This is a genomic window from Flavobacterium sp., assembly GCF_035299245.1.
Taxonomy (GTDB): domain Bacteria; phylum Bacteroidota; class Bacteroidia; order Flavobacteriales; family Flavobacteriaceae; genus Flavobacterium.
In genome coordinates this window covers 42,287-56,999 of sequence record NZ_DATGWY010000005.1, presented here as the reverse complement: position 1 = coordinate 56,999, position 14,713 = coordinate 42,287, and the positions used below count along the sequence as shown (strand labels likewise).

General features: G+C 35.8%; 13 protein-coding genes and 1 other RNA gene. 4 read left to right on the top strand and 10 right to left on the bottom strand.

What is annotated here, in order from left to right; genetic code table 11:
* Positions 1 to 5 precede the first annotated feature (5 nt).
* Complete coding sequence (locus VK161_RS04040) at positions 6 to 1,175, top strand: proline dehydrogenase family protein (RefSeq protein ID WP_324213476.1); 1,170 nt, start codon at positions 6 to 8, stop codon at positions 1,173 to 1,175.
* 28 nt (positions 1,176 to 1,203) lie between these two features.
* On the opposite strand, the gene VK161_RS04035 is transcribed toward VK161_RS04040, so the two are convergent.
* Entirely contained in the window at positions 1,204 to 1,590 is a 387-nt protein-coding gene (locus VK161_RS04035) for a hypothetical protein (RefSeq protein WP_324213475.1), read from the bottom strand.
* A gap of 272 nt (positions 1,591 to 1,862) precedes the next feature.
* Complete coding sequence (gene dnaX, locus VK161_RS04030; RefSeq protein WP_324213474.1) at positions 1,863 to 2,945, bottom strand: DNA polymerase III subunit gamma/tau; 1,083 nt, start codon at positions 2,943 to 2,945, stop codon at positions 1,863 to 1,865.
* 100 nt (positions 2,946 to 3,045) lie between these two features.
* On the opposite strand from dnaX, the gene rnpB reads away from it, so the two are divergent.
* An RNA gene (gene rnpB, locus VK161_RS04025) (RNase P RNA component class A) lies at positions 3,046 to 3,357 on the top strand.
* A 116-nt stretch (positions 3,358 to 3,473) separates the two neighbouring features.
* Here rnpB and VK161_RS04020 read toward each other — a convergent pair.
* From VK161_RS04020 to VK161_RS03995, 6 genes are all read right to left on the bottom strand, one after another.
* On the bottom strand, positions 3,474 to 4,043 hold the full coding sequence (locus VK161_RS04020; protein WP_324213473.1) for an RsmD family RNA methyltransferase: 570 nt from the start codon (positions 4,041 to 4,043) through the stop codon (positions 3,474 to 3,476).
* Complete coding sequence (locus tag VK161_RS04015; RefSeq protein WP_324213472.1) at positions 4,040 to 4,846, bottom strand: DUF3822 family protein; 807 nt, start codon at positions 4,844 to 4,846, stop codon at positions 4,040 to 4,042. The genes VK161_RS04020 and VK161_RS04015 overlap by 4 nt, the downstream gene beginning before the upstream one ends.
* Positions 4,847 to 4,856: 10 nt before the next feature.
* Entirely contained in the window at positions 4,857 to 7,280 is a 2,424-nt protein-coding gene (pheT, locus tag VK161_RS04010) for a phenylalanine--tRNA ligase subunit beta (protein ID WP_324213471.1), read from the bottom strand.
* 146 nt (positions 7,281 to 7,426) lie between these two features.
* The gene (locus VK161_RS04005) at positions 7,427 to 8,260 is read right to left on the bottom strand and encodes a DUF3667 domain-containing protein (RefSeq protein WP_324213470.1); all 834 of its coding nucleotides are present in this window, start codon (positions 8,258 to 8,260) and stop codon (positions 7,427 to 7,429) included.
* Between the two features lie 72 nt (positions 8,261 to 8,332).
* Positions 8,333 to 9,244 carry a hypothetical protein gene (locus tag VK161_RS04000; RefSeq protein WP_324213469.1) on the bottom strand — a complete coding sequence of 304 codons (912 nt, stop codon included), beginning with the start codon at positions 9,242 to 9,244 and terminating at the stop codon, positions 8,333 to 8,335.
* 70 nt (positions 9,245 to 9,314) lie between these two features.
* Positions 9,315 to 10,178 carry a bestrophin family protein gene (locus tag VK161_RS03995; RefSeq protein ID WP_324213468.1) on the bottom strand — a complete coding sequence of 288 codons (864 nt, stop codon included), beginning with the start codon at positions 10,176 to 10,178 and terminating at the stop codon, positions 9,315 to 9,317.
* A 234-nt stretch (positions 10,179 to 10,412) separates the two neighbouring features.
* Here VK161_RS03995 and VK161_RS03990 point away from each other — a divergent pair, with 234 nt between their 5' ends.
* Entirely contained in the window at positions 10,413 to 11,915 is a 1,503-nt protein-coding gene (locus tag VK161_RS03990) for an aldehyde dehydrogenase family protein (RefSeq protein ID WP_324213467.1), read from the top strand.
* Positions 11,916 to 12,004: 89 nt separating this feature from the next.
* On the top strand, positions 12,005 to 12,385 hold the full coding sequence (locus tag VK161_RS03985) for a DUF779 domain-containing protein (protein WP_324213466.1): 381 nt from the start codon (positions 12,005 to 12,007) through the stop codon (positions 12,383 to 12,385).
* A gap of 1 nt (position 12,386) precedes the next feature.
* Here the strand turns inward: VK161_RS03985 and VK161_RS03980 are convergent, their stop codons facing one another.
* Together VK161_RS03980 and VK161_RS03975 are read right to left on the bottom strand one after the other, a co-directional pair.
* The gene (locus VK161_RS03980) at positions 12,387 to 13,310 is read right to left on the bottom strand and encodes an AraC family transcriptional regulator (protein ID WP_324213465.1); all 924 of its coding nucleotides are present in this window, start codon (positions 13,308 to 13,310) and stop codon (positions 12,387 to 12,389) included.
* An 89-nt stretch (positions 13,311 to 13,399) separates the two neighbouring features.
* The gene (locus tag VK161_RS03975; RefSeq protein ID WP_324213464.1) at positions 13,400 to 14,710 is read right to left on the bottom strand and encodes a TolC family protein; all 1,311 of its coding nucleotides are present in this window, start codon (positions 14,708 to 14,710) and stop codon (positions 13,400 to 13,402) included.
* Positions 14,711 to 14,713: the final 3 nt, after the last annotated feature.

The window sequence follows — 14,713 nt, the reverse complement described above, 5'->3', positions numbered from 1 at the left end:
AATCAATGGATAAAATCTTCAACAACACTCAAGTTGCTTTCTCTTTAAAAAGCGACACCGAACTTGATAGAGCGTATTTTCTTTTCAAAATGATTGCCAGCGAACCATTAGTTCGAATCGGAACAGCCGTTACCAACTTTGCTTTAAAAGCGCATTTACCAGTTGACGGACTGATTCGTGCAACGGTTTTTGATCATTTTTGTGGAGGTGTAAATGAAAACGACTGTTTGACTGTGGTTGATAAAATGTATACTAAAGGCGTTTCGTCTGTGTTGGATTATTCAGTAGAAGGCAAAGAGGAAGAAGCACAATTTGATGCTGCTTTAGAAATGACATTGAAAACAGTTGAATTCGCCAAAGAACGTCAAGCAATTCCCTTTGCGGTGTTCAAACCAACAGGCTTAGGTCGTTTGGATTTGTACGAAAAAGTAGGAGCGAAGCAACCGCTTTCTGATGATGAACAAGCCGAATGGAATAAAGTGAAAGAGCGTTTTGATTTAATCTGTAAAACAGCACACCAAAAAGACGTGGCTTTACTGATTGATGCCGAAGAAAGTTGGATGCAAGATGCTGCCGATGATTTAGTAGAAGAAATGATGCGTCGCTACAACAAAGAAAAAGTCATTGTCTTCAATACGTTGCAAATGTACCGTTGGGATCGTATGGATTATTTAAAAAGTTTACACGAAAGAGCCAATGCGGATGGTTTTTACATCGGAATGAAATTGGTTCGTGGCGCTTACATGGAAAAAGAACACAAACGTGCCGAAGAACAAGGTTATCCAACTCCTATTTGCGCTTCTAAACAAGCAACAGATGACAATTACAATACAGCCGTTGATTACATGATGAAACACATTGATCGAATGGCGATTTTCGCAGGAACGCATAATGAGGAAAGTTCGTATAAGTTAATGGAAATGATGAATGCTAACGGAATTGCAAAAAACGACCAACGTTTGTGGTTCGGACAATTGTACGGAATGAGCGATAACATCAGTTACAATTTGGCTGCTCACGGTTATAATGTGGCCAAGTATTTACCTTTTGGACCAGTGCGCGATGTGATGCCGTATTTGATTCGACGTGCCGAAGAAAATACTTCAGTTGCTGGGCAAACGAGCAGAGAATTGAATTTATTGAAAACCGAACGCGAACGTAGAAAGATAAAGTAAAAGTAAAGCCTCAACTATGAGGCTTTTTTTATATATCCAAATCAAACGTCTTTTTGAGTAACTCAACATTTGGATTGATTTCGTTCAAACGATTGTATTTGTCTTGGCTCGTAAAAGCTATTTTACTTTTGATTCCTTCATTTACAATCACATCTATTGTAATTTCGTGATTGTGTAAATGACCGCGTAAATAACCTAAAAGTTCGGGTTTTTCTTTTTCAAAATCGATTTTGGAACCTTCGTTAGGTAATTCGTATACAATCTTAAAACCTTCTAATTTGGGTTCGTTCATGCGCAACAACGATTCCATTATTTTATGACCTTTATCTCCTAATCGATCGGCGTATTTGAACCAAAATTGAAGCATCTCGGTTTCAGAAAATTGCTCGGCAGGCAATTGAACATCTTGCTTCACAACACCTTTTTGTTGTTCTAACAGTTCTTTTTTCGCACGAATACTTGCCAACGATAAAGCCGAAACTTTGGGTTCGTTAGAATCTACTGGTTTTGGAGATGGAGAATTTTCAATTGGAGTTATTGGTTGAAGTTCCAGAATTACTTTTGGTTCTTCTTTAACTTCAACTTCCGGAATTTTAACTTCCGGAGGAATTGATTTCTCAGTTTGGGGTTGTTGAGTAACTACTTCTTTAATCGAAAAATCATTTCGTCTGAAGTAGGTAGGCGGAATTATAAAGTCAGCTTTTTTTTTTCTCCATCAAAGTTGATAGAGCACAATTGCATAAGTGTTAATTCGATTAACAATCGTTGGTTTTGAGAAACCTTGTATTTCAAATCACAATCATTGGCAATTTCAATGGCTTTCAATAAAAAGTCGCCATTGCATTTTTGTGCTTGTTGACCGTACAGCAGTTGCGCTTGTTCGCCTGCTTCCAATAAAGTCAGTGTTGCTGGGTTTTTGCACACCAATAAATCTCTAAAATGACTTGCCAAACCTGCAATAAAATGATGTCCGTCAAAACCTTTGGATAAAATATCATTGTAAGCCACCAAAATTTCAGGAATGTTATTCTCCAAAATCAAATCGGTTACGTTGACATAGGTTTCGTAATCCAACACATTCAAATTTTCAGTTACGGCTTGTCGTGTCAAATTGGTTCCGCAGTACGAAACCACACGGTCAAAAATAGACAAAGCGTCGCGCATCGCACCATCGGCTTTTTGAGCGATAATGTGTAAAGCATCGTCTTCAAATTGGATTCCTTGACTTTGAGCTACTTCTGCCAAATGTTCTTTAGCATCTTTGACGGTAATTCGTTTGAAATCAAAGATTTGACAACGCGATAATATAGTCGGAATGATTTTGTGTTTTTCGGTCGTAGCCAATATGAAAATGGCGTGTTTTGGCGGTTCTTCTAAGGTTTTCAAAAACGCATTGAAAGCCGCAGACGATAACATGTGAACCTCATCAATGATGTACACTTTGTATTGACCCGTTTGTGGTGGAATTCGAACTTGATCAATCAGATTTCGAATGTCATCTACTGAGTTATTCGAAGCCGCATCCAATTCGAAGACATTAAAAGCAAAATCTTCATTTGGATCATCGTAACCAGCTTGATTGATTTTTCGTGCTAGAATTCGAGCACAAGTAGTTTTTCCAACGCCACGCGGACCAGTAAACAATAGAGCAGAAGCCAAGTGATTGGTTTCTATGGCATTCAGCAAAGTGTTGGTAATAGCTTGTTGTCCGACAACATCTTTAAATGTTTGCGGACGGTATTTTCGAGCTGATACTACAAATTGTTCCATAGCGATTACTTGATTACAAATATAGGTTTTGAAATTCCAAAAAGCAAATAACAAATTCCAAAATCGTAATTTATAATTCGCAATTAACAATTACCTTTGCAGCGCAGACCGCCTTATCGCTGCTCGCCTAGGCGAGGAGAGGAAAGTCCGGACACCAAAGAGTAGCATATTGGGTAACGCCCAACCGTTGAAAGGCGAGGACAAGTGCAACAGAAAGTATGTACAGGTTAAGCTGTAGTGAAACCAGGTAAACTCTATGCGGTGAAATTTCAAGTATATCGACATTTAAGGGTTACTCGTCCGTTGTCGAAGGGTAGAAAGATGGATTCCGAGAGTAATTTCGGAACTAGATAAATGATAAGGCATTTTCGTAAGAAAGTGACAGAATCCGGCTTATAGGTCTGCTTTTTTTTGATTATAGGATTATAAGATTTTAGGACAGTAAGACTTGCTATTGGTTTAACTTATAATCATACAGTCCTACAGTCTCAAAATCCTACAGTCTTATAATCTTATAGTCATAGAATCTTACGATTCTTCTGATTCATCAACTTCTTCAGTACCCAATTCATAAAACGAAAAGACCGAACCACCGTAATTTCTATCAAATGAAAAATGCTCTAAATGATTGAGTTGGGTGTGTTTTGAATGTTCCACTATCAACATTCCTTCCTCGTCTAAGAGTTCGTTTTCAAAAACCTTCAGAATCAGTTTTTCAAAGTCTTTTTGCTCCATTCCATAAGGCGGATCAGCAAAAATAATATCGTAAGACGCTTTGTGTTTTTCCAAAAACGAAAACACATCGCTTTTGATGGCGGTAATGTCAAAATCAAATTCGGTCGCCGTTTGTTTGATGAATTTGATGCAACCAAAATCACCATCCACGCAAACAATTGGAGTGGCACCACGCGAGGCAAACTCATAGCTGATGTTTCCTGTTCCCGAAAATAAATCCAATATTTTTAATTCAGAAAAATTGAAATGATTGTTGAGTACATTGAACAGCGCTTCTTTACTCATATCGGTTGTAGGACGAACGGGAAGATTGCGTGGTGGATTGATGCGTCGGCCTTTGTATTTACCAGATATGATTCTCACGAGTGTAAAAGTATAAAGTGTTCGCGTTTTTCTCTGTCGGAAAATGAATTCTGAACCGACGATACATCATACAATTGAACGTTTCGTATGTATTTGTAAGCGATAGAGAAATACTCGTCTTCTGAAGTACAATCTCCAATGATTTCCAACTTAAAATTTTCGGGATTCAATTGCAATTGTTCAGCAGTAAAAAGAATGTAATAGATAAAATCTTCTGGAGTTTTGTAATCGAACGAGTTAAAGAATAGTAGTTTTTGATTTTGAATGACAACAATTTCAAAATGGCTTTCACTTTTGTGAACAAACATCTTGCGTTCGTCATTATTTTTGGAAACATCCAATAATTTCGATACCAATATAGTATTGGCGTGTTTGTAATCAAACGAACCAAATTTATCAATAAAAAAGTTGTTCATGTTGACGTACGGAATGTACACATTGTTCATGTCGTAACTTCCGACTTTATCAAAAGTAAAAAAATCAGTATCGAATACTTTGGTATTGTACTGTAAATAACTTCCCAAATAATCAGCATCAAAAAGTGCTGTGGGAACAAAAGTGGATAAATTATTGCTGTGAATGATTGAAATTTCGTCGTACTTATTTAATAATTCCGGATTTTCACTGAATACCAGAGAGTACAAATCGTTGATGTTGGCACTTCGTTGAAATGCATCAAAGTGAATGTTTTTCAGAGCAATCGGTTTCTCCGATAAAGTGTCAACTATACAAAAACTAAAGCCATTCAATGAAACTTGAATAACTAGTCTTTTATAGGTTTTATCTGTGATTGCGTTATTCAAATTGTTGTATTTAACGTAAGCTTGCGCCTAGTTCGGTTTCTAAATTTTGTTTGATTTTACCGATCGTTTTATCAATCTGTGCATCAGTTAATGTTTTTGTGGCATCTTGAATGACAAAACTCACAGCGTATGATTTTTTACCTTCGGGTAAATTTTTACCTTGATATACATCGAATAAATTCACTTCTTTCAACAATGATTTTTCCGTTTGATTGGCGATGTTGTAAATCGATTCAAAACTAACTTTTTCGTCTACCAATAAAGCTAAATCTCTTCTAACTTCTGGGTATTTAGGAATGTCTTGGAACTTGATTTTTAATGAAATTAATTTCAATACTAAATCCCAATTGAAATCGGCAAACAAGACTTCTTGCTTAATATCAAATTCTTTTAAAATTGATTTTTTGATGATACCAAATTCAACCAACGTATCATTTCCAGAAGCAATCGCAATTCCTTCGGCAAAAACATCCGATTCAACTGGTTTAGAAACAGTTTTGGTCAATCCTAAACGAGTTAAAATTGCGTTGATGTATCCTTTAAACAAGAAGAAATCAGTTGGTTTTACAGCAGTATTGGTCCACGATTCACCACTTCTATTTCCTGAAAGGAATAAGGTTAAGTGTTTTTTCTCGGTATTTCCGGATAATAATTTGTGGTACGATTTACCAAATTCAAATAATTTTAAATCCGAATTTTTACGATTGATGTTGTACGAAATAGCTTCCAATCCAGAGAATAAAAGCGATTGACGCATAACTGACAAATCATTACTCAACGGATTCAAAATGTTGACATTGTAATCTTCTTTCAACATCGCAGACAATTTGATGTATTCTGGAGTAGTCAATGAGTTGGCCATCATTTCGTGGAAACCATTGGAGTTCAACTGACTTGCTACAATGTTCTGGATTTTATAATCTTCGTTACGAGGCGAATTGGCAACGGTTGCGTTTAACTTTTTAGAGAACTCAATGTTGTTGTAGCCGTAAACACGAAGAATTTCTTCAATAACATCAATTTCCCGTTGAACATCAACACGGTACGACGGAATGATCAATCCCAATCCAGCATCGGTAACACTATTCACTTTGATATCAAGAGAAGCGAGTATTTTTTTTATGGTTTCTTTCGGTAATTCTTGACCGATTATTTTTCGTGCTTTGTCAAAATTCAAAAACACAGTAAAATCTTCTATTTTCTTTGGATAAAAATCAACTGGGTCAGAGGTAATTTCGCCACCAGCCACTTCTTGAATCAACATCGCTGCGCGTTTTAAAGCGTAATCCGTTAAATTGACATCAATTCCTCTTTCAAAACGGAACGACGCATCCGTACTTAAACCGTGACGTTTGGCCGTTTTTCGAATACTAATTGGGTTGAAGTAGGCACTTTCTAAAAATATAGAAGTAGTCGAATCCGAAACACCTGAATTTTTCCCACCAAAAACTCCTGCAATACACATCGGACCGTTTTCGTCACAAATCATCAAATCTTCTTCGTGAAGCGTACGTTCAATGTCATCTAAAGTCACAAATTTGGTTCCGGCAGCAACTGTTTTTACAATTACTTTTCCGTTGATTTTGGAAGCATCAAAAGCGTGTAAGGGTTGGCCAAATGCGTGAAGTACATAATTAGTAACGTCAACAATATTGTTTTTCGGAGTCAATCCAATAGATTTTAAACGGTTTTGCAACCAATCTGGCGAAGGTTTTACTTTTACACCCGAAATTGTTACACCACAATAGCGTGGAGCCAATTTAGAATCTACCACATCGACGTCAATTTTTAACGTTCTTTTATCCACTCTAAAAGCAGAAACAGAAGGAGTGATTAATTCAACATTTTTATTTTTTAGCAATAAACTTGCTCTTAAATCGCGCGCTACACCATAATGCGACATGGCATCAGCTCGATTCGGAGTAAGACCAATTTCGAATACTTCGTCGTTTTCAATTTTTAATACTTCGGCTAAAGTTGTTCCGGGTTTGATTTTTTTATCCAACACCATAATTCCGTCGTGACTATCACCCAAACCTAATTCATCTTCAGCACAAATCATTCCGTGGCTTTCTTGACCTCGAATTTTACCTTTCTTAATTTCAAATTCACTTCCGTCTTTATCGTACAATTTAGTTCCTATGGTGGCAACTGGTACTTTTTGTCCGACAGCAACATTCGGCGCGCCACAAACAATTTGTACTGGAGTTCCATCGCCTAAATTAACAGTTGTTACTTTCAAACGATCGGCATCAGGATGTTTTTCGCACGTCATCACTTCACCAACTACAACTCCGAGTAATCCACCTTTAACCGATTGAAATGATTCTACTATTTCTACTTCCAGACCTAAGTCGGTAAGCATAGCAGAAGTTTCTTCTGAAGGTAATTCTATTTTTAAAAATTGTTTTAACCAGTTGTATGAAATGCGCATAATAATTGTTTTTTTGAGTGTGCAAAGATAACGTTTATTCGATAAACTACAATTGCATTGCAAATGTGTTTTTATCGTTTTTGACTAGTATTTTCTGAAATAGCATGAAGATTTAAGCTTAACTTCAAGTAAATCTTAGTTTGTCATTATTTCTTTGGTGCAAATTGTTTTAATGCTTCAGGATTTATTAATGCCATGTAGATTCCAAAACCAATTGAAAATACGATTATTAATAGGATATAACCCAAAAGTGTCAAACCCAATATTCCAAAAGTTCGAAAAATGATGCTTTTTGTTGGGTGATTTGAATAAAATCCTTTAAAAAACCAAAAGATTATAATTGGTATAAGGACTAAAGATAATTGTGATATTAAGAAGAAAGTGTCGGGTGAATTCCGGTATAGAAATAAAAAGGGAAAAATTAAAATCATACTAACTAAAGTATAACAAGACAAGATAAAGCAGTTCATAACAACATGTTCATAGTAATTCTGTCCCCATTTTCGAAAAGCTAACTTAGTGGTAATAGCAAACAAAGGAACAAGAATAAGCATGATAATTGAATTGTAACTCGCTAAAAATGACATGACATCAGCATTTAATTGCGCATTCAAATCCATGTGTTTGCTCTTGTAATAGGCAGTCATTACCTCAGTTATGCCTAAAATTTTGTACGAAATGAAGGTAGAAATACCACTTAGTATGAAAACAAGTAAAACAGGTTTGTAATGGTTTACTCTGTTGCCTTCGATGAATTCACGAGCTGTTTTGCCAGGGTTTCTTAATATCTTTTTAATCGAATAGAAAAGCCCTTTGTTGGTATGTAAAAGAGTGTATTGTAATTCGTCAATAACGTATTTTCGATCAATTCGTTTGTATTTCTTTTGGCCACAAGAACTGCAGAAGTTATCAATAATCACAGCTGAACAGTTAGGGCAAGTTTTCTCAATTGGTTCTAAAGTTTCTAGAGTTTCTGACATTGGGCTTACACTTTTTGTTTTAGGTATTTGTATTTTTAAAAGGTTGTTTATAGTTTTAATTCAATTGACTTATCAGTGTGGTAAAATCATGAACGATTTGTTGTCAGGGTTAAATACATGAAAATAACCAGAATTGGAAGCATTAGTAATCAAAACTCCGTCGAGTGGAAAACTAGTACTTTCAGAATTTACGACTATCGAAGTGGTCTTTTTTATACTTTTAATATTGAGTAAACCGTCATACGCTTTCTTCAACATTAAATCATAAACATTTTTTTCAGCGTTAAAAAAGTAAATCAAAACTGCTGAACGTGTTCCGTCTGCATTATCGAGCAAAACAGAAAAATCACTTTGACCGTCGTTATTAAAATCTCCATACACAACCGATTTGTTGTAGCGTCTAAAATCATCTGCTAAAGCAAAACCATCATTACTAGTTAGAATAGTTTCTTCGATGGTAGCTTTAACACCTGCATCAAACTCTATTTTTTCGGGTTTAATAGGTTCGGGTTTAAAATTCTTAAACTCTGATTTTCGAACAAAATCACCTTTAGCCATGTAACCAACTGGCATATCCGAAAACATCACAGGTTTACTAGCATAAACGGCTACATAATCGTTTCTAATTTCGCGAGCAATCAATGCAGGATCAATTTCAATGTTGCTGGTTGAGTCGACTTCTTTGGTGTAAATTTTAGTTCCAAAACGCAATTTATGAATGGTGTTATAAGGAGCAAAATTGGGAGTTCTTCTTACTTCACCCACTTCTTTAACTACGTAATTTTCTACAGCATGAAAACCATATTTTTCTAATGTATCGTTTTTCGTATTTCCATCAGAATAGTCATAATCGTCTTCTTTAGCTGAAGTACTAAAAGTTTCCAAGATTGATTCCTTTTTGATGAATTTGTAAGCAACAAAAAAGGCAATCAAAACAAGAAGGGAAATAATGATGTATTTTTTATACTTACCGATGAGTTCCATTAGGTTTTATTTGATGTTTTTCTAATTCAAAAATAGAATTAAGATTGGAATTTACAAAGCGAATCACAACTTATATTAATTCTTCTACGTGCTTTTTAATATTACTTGCAATTTTCCCAGTGGGTAAATCATTAGCGTCGGTTCCGAATGGATCTTCAATTTCTTCTGCAATGAGTTCCAAGCTCGCTAATACGTAAAAAATGAAAATCACAACTGGAATTGTATAATATCCTAAACTAAAAACATATCCAAAAGGTAAAGTCATCACGTAAAAGAAAATGAATTTCTTGATGAAGGCACTATAGGAATAGGGAATTGGGGTGTTTTTGATTCGCTCACAAGCACCACAAACATCGGTAAATGATTGTAATTCGGTATTCAAAATAATCAGTTGCTCACCCGAAATTTTTCCAGATTTATGTAAATCATTTATTTTATGAAAAATCATTTGTGCTACTTGATTCGGACGGTGCTTATGATGGTCAATTTCCAAATCCAATCCTTCAAACAACATTTTACTCGTTTCTTCATTGCGCAAATGTTTGGCTAAAATTGAGGCATAACTCGGAATGATTTTTCTGAAAAAATGACGATCGTTTTCATCTTTTAAGATTGCCGAAAGTTTGATGGCCAAATTACGACTGTTGTTGACCAATGAACCCCAAAGTTTGCGTCCTTCCCACCAGCGATCATAGGCTGTGTTAGTACGATAGGCTAACAATAAGGAAATTACAAAACCCAACATACCGTGCATCATGGTAATATTTTTCACATGACTTTGTTCGGATAACTTCCAATATTCAATTTCTAAATAACCAATTATTCCTGTGTACAATCCGATGAAAATCATCATCGGTAATAATTGTCGGAACGTATCTGATTTGTGAAAACGAAATATAAAAGTAATCCAATCTTTTGGGTTGTATTGTACCATGTAGCGTTAAAATTTGAAAGCAAATATACTCAATTCTAAATTTTTCTTTGAAATATAATTCGTCAAACAATTAATTATCAATATGATTAAAATTTAGCTTTATTTTTTTGATATATCTAATTAAATAGCGCTAAAATTTTCAACTTAACAATTTTGTGCTATTAATTGTCATTTTTGTGCTATTCTTTTTTTGAATTTGAAAGTACTTTTGGATTGAACTAAAATTTAATAATTATGAGTACAATACAAAGACCACAATTAAAAGAGAAGTATGATAATTACATTAACGGAAAATGGACAGCACCTTCAACGGGCCAGTATTTTGAAGTTGTTTCTCCTGTTGATGGAAAGCCAATGGCAAAAGCGGCACATTCTGCCAAGCTAGACATTGAAATGGCAGTTGATGCAGCACACAATGCGTTTCAATCATGGAGCGAAACATCGGCAACAGAACGAAGCATTATGTTGAATAAAATTGCCGATCGAATTGAAGCCAATTTAGAATACATTGCAGCTGTTGAAACGTTGGATAACGGAAAGGCAGTTCGCGAAACTATGGCTGCTGATATTCCATTAGCAATTGATCACTTCCGCTACTTTGCCAGTGTCATTCGTGCAGAAGAAGGAACCATAACCGAATTAGATAAAGACACCGTTTCTATTATTGTAAATGAACCACTGGGAGTTATCGCACAAATCATTCCGTGGAATTTCCCAATTTTAATGGCTACATGGAAATTGGCTCCAGCTTTGGCTGCTGGAAACTGTGTGGTTTTAAAACCAGCAGAAAGTACGCCAATATCCATTATGGTGTTGATGGAATTGATTGAAGATTTGATTCCGGCTGGAGTAGTAAATATAGTAAATGGTTTTGGAGGTGAATTGGGTAGAACGTTGGTTACCAATCCGAAAGTGGCCAAAGCAGCATTCACGGGTTCAACAGCAACAGGAAGAATGGTAATGCAATACGCAACCGAAAACATTATTCCTGTTACATTAGAATTAGGCGGAAAATCACCGAATATTTTCTTTCCATCGGTTATGGAAGCTGATGATGAGTTTTTGGATAAAGCCATCGAAGGCGCAGTGCTTTTTGCTTTAAATCAAGGTGAAGTGTGTACGTGTCCGTCACGTTTGTTGATTCATGAATCGATTTACGATAAATTCATTGAAAGAGTATTACAACGCGTCAAAGCAATCAAAGTCGGAAACCCATTGGATCCAACTGTAATGATGGGCGCACAAGCTTCTCAAATTCAAAAAGACAAAATTCTATCGTACATCAAATTGGGTAGAGAAGAAGGAGCCGAATTATTATGCGGTGGCGATGTGAATCATTTAGGCGATGATTTGGATGGCGGATACTACATTCAGCCTACACTTTTTAAAGGTCACAACAAGATGCGAATCTTTCAAGAAGAAATTTTCGGACCAGTTTTGGCGGTTACCACATTTAGAACTACCGAAGAAGCGATTGAAATTGCCAATGATACTTTGTATGGATTGGGAGCTGGTGTGTGGACACGTGATGCGCACGAATTGTATCGAGTGCCAAGAGCGATTCAAGCCGGACGTGTTTGGGTGAATCAATACCATGCTTATCCTGCTGGAGCGCCATTTGGAGGTTACAAACAATCGGGAATTGGTAGAGAAAACCATAAAATGATGCTCGATCATTACCGCCAAACTAAAAACATGTTGATTTCGTACAACAAAAACAAATTAGGTTTCTTTTAATCGATATATTTTTTGCCTCTAACTGAAATCCACGAATTTGAATTCAATTTGAAAATTCTGTTCGTGGATTTTTTTACTACTTTTAAATTATGGAAAAAACAAAACGACTTGATGCTACCGAAAAAGCTTTAGCATTGATTGAGATGTTGAGCGAGAAGTTCGGCGATTTAATGTTTTATCAAGCTGGTGGTTGTTGTGAAGGAACGCAGCCTCAGTGTTTTGAAAAAGGCGGATTTTATCTTCGATTGGGTGACGTTTGCATCGGAACCATCAAAGGATTTGAATTTTGGTTGGACAAAGATTTATTTGAATACTGGAAACACGCTCATTTTACTTTGGATGTTACTGATGCAATAGGAGCAGGCGGTTTTTCTTTGGAAACGCCTTACGGTAAAACATTTGTGGTGCACTACCGAATTTTTTCAGAAGAAGAAAGCAGTAATTTGGAAGAAGTTCGTCTTAATGAATGAACTAGTTCGTAAAATTCATCAATTGGTATTGTTTTGGAGTCACACCTTCGTGCTTTTTGAACAATCGAATGAAATAATTAGCATCATCAAACCCAGACAAATAACACACCTCATTGATTTGTATTGTAGGGTTTTTAAGTAATTTCTTAGCGTGTTTTATCTTTTCACTTAATACAAATTCAATCGGACTCATGCCTAATTCACGTTTGAAAAAACGATAAAATGAAGTAGTACTCATGCACGCTTTATCACTTAAATGTTTTAAATTAATGTCTTCTTTCAAGTTTTTACGGATGTAATCAATGACTTGAGCCATCGCATTATTTTGATTGCTGAGGTCACCTTGATCAATCGATTTTACGGTTTGGGTTTGAATTATTCGGATGAGTAATTCTTGTAACGTCAAATCGGCCAATGCATCTTTGGTAATCGATGTACTCATGCATTCTTTGATGAGTTTGTTGATGGTGGAAGCCAAATCAACATTGTTGTAAAAGAAATAATTCTGGTAATTCAGTTGCCAAAAATTGTCGGTTCCTTCTTTGGGATAGCGTTCGTTTAAGAAATTCAGCGTTTCTGAAATCTTAGTTTGATCAATGGCCAATGCTAAACACTGAGTCGGATTTTGATTGGAAGCTTCAGGGAAATCAATTTTCATTTCCACATTCGACGGAATCACAACGGTTTCTCCAGGTAAATAATCAAAACCGGGTTCGTCAAACAAATGCATTACTTTTTTACCGCGCAACATACTTGTCACAACTAAATCATTGAATTTTAGCGGAACCAAAGCCGATTCTTGATAGGTTTCAAAAATGTTCAATTCGCAATTGTTCAGTGAAAAAATAGTGCGATTTTCGACCAAAGTTTTCAGTGATTTCTCGTGTGTGAGTGCAGGCGTGTGAAGAAGTGATTTAATTGACATTCAGCAAATTTAAAACACTAAGATAAGTAAAAAGAATATAACTTAAACTTAAGATTTATTAAAACTTGCTTACTTGATATACATGAAAACTAGTCCAATTTTAAACTTCCGCTCAATTCTTTTAAGCTGATTTCGTATAATTTGGTTTGAAATTGTGCGTTACTCAATCGTACCAATGCTTCTACATAATTCAGTTGCGCCGTTCGGTATTCAATAGGAGTGATGGTTCCTATTTTGAATTTTGCCAATGTTATGTCTAAGTTTTGTTTAGCAATTTCTACGTTTTTTTCTTCAACTTTGCTCAATTCCATGTTGGTTTGATAGCTTTGAAAAGCAGTAGCCAATTGTGATTCGAGCATTATCTTTTGTTGATTGATGACTAAATCGGCATTGTCTACTTGAAGTTTGGCTACTTTTTCGTTTCGACTTTGATTGAATCCATCAAAGATTGGAACCGATGCATTGATTCCGTATACAAAACCTCTTCCAGACGATTGCGTCACAAATCCTAACGAAGCTTCTGAGCGAGTGAAGTTATAACCCGAATTGATTCGGACTGTTGGATAGCGTCCAGCTTTGACTTGCTTCAATTGTAACTCGGCACTATTTTTCGCCAAAACTTGTGCTTGTAACTGCGGATTTTGTTTTTCGGCTAACGATTTTAAATCTATGAATACTAACGAGTTGTCGATTTCAATTTCATCGGTAACTTTAAAATCTAAAGACGTGTCTCGTGCCAGAATTTCATTCAATTTAATTTTGGCATTTCGGTACAATTCGAGTTGCTTTAAGCGCGAACTCGTATCAGTATTCAAATCAACTTGCGCATTCAATTGTTCCAATTTTGATGCTTTCCCGATGGAAAAACGATTTTGAGCAGTAGTCAATCGTTGGTTTGAAATAACGATTGCCGTATCCAATGCTTTCAATTGTTGTTGCTGTTGAACCAAATCGTAATACGTTGCATACACGTCACTTATTTTGGTAACGATGGCCAATTTCAATTCGGCTTCACCTTGTTGTTGCAGTACTTTTAATTGCTCACGTCGGGCAAACATCCGCATGCCATCAAAAACAGTCCAATCCAAACCAACACCATAGGTTAAATTTAAATTTCGTGCATTGTCTAACGTTCGTTGTTCACCGCTGGCTTGAGTTTGCGTAGTGTTCAAAATACTGTTGTTGTTTACAACTGAAGCTGTAACTGTAGGTAACATTCCTGCATTTCCCGCAGTCGAATTGGTTTCATCAATTTTTAAATCATTTTTGGCTATTTTGATTTCGTAATTGTTTTCCAATGCAATTTTTACTGCATCTTCCAAAGTAAGTACTTCTTGGGCTAGAGATTGAAGCCCGAAGAATACTATAAAAAGTGGTATATATAATTTTTTTAAAAACATAAT

What these genes read in the sequence shown, in the direction of transcription:
- VK161_RS04040 (WP_324213476.1), top strand. Translation starts at nt 6, where the DNA reads ATGGATAAAATCTTCAACAACACTCAAGTTGCTTTCTCTTTAAAAAGC.
- dnaX (WP_324213474.1), bottom strand. Translation starts at nt 2,945, where the DNA reads ATGGAACAATTTGTAGTATCAGCTCGAAAATACCGTCCGCAAACATTT.
- pheT (WP_324213471.1), bottom strand. Translation starts at nt 7,280, where the DNA reads ATGCGCATTTCATACAACTGGTTAAAACAATTTTTAAAAATAGAATTA.
- VK161_RS04005 (WP_324213470.1), bottom strand. Translation starts at nt 8,260, where the DNA reads ATGTCAGAAACTCTAGAAACTTTAGAACCAATTGAGAAAACTTGCCCT.
- VK161_RS04000 (WP_324213469.1), bottom strand. Translation starts at nt 9,244, where the DNA reads ATGGAACTCATCGGTAAGTATAAAAAATACATCATTATTTCCCTTCTT.
- VK161_RS03995 (WP_324213468.1), bottom strand. Translation starts at nt 10,178, where the DNA reads ATGGTACAATACAACCCAAAAGATTGGATTACTTTTATATTTCGTTTT.
- VK161_RS03990 (WP_324213467.1), top strand. Translation starts at nt 10,413, where the DNA reads ATGAGTACAATACAAAGACCACAATTAAAAGAGAAGTATGATAATTAC.
- VK161_RS03985 (WP_324213466.1), top strand. Translation starts at nt 12,005, where the DNA reads ATGGAAAAAACAAAACGACTTGATGCTACCGAAAAAGCTTTAGCATTG.
- VK161_RS03980 (WP_324213465.1), bottom strand. Translation starts at nt 13,310, where the DNA reads ATGTCAATTAAATCACTTCTTCACACGCCTGCACTCACACACGAGAAA.
- VK161_RS03975 (WP_324213464.1), bottom strand. Translation starts at nt 14,710, where the DNA reads ATGTTTTTAAAAAAATTATATATACCACTTTTTATAGTATTCTTCGGG.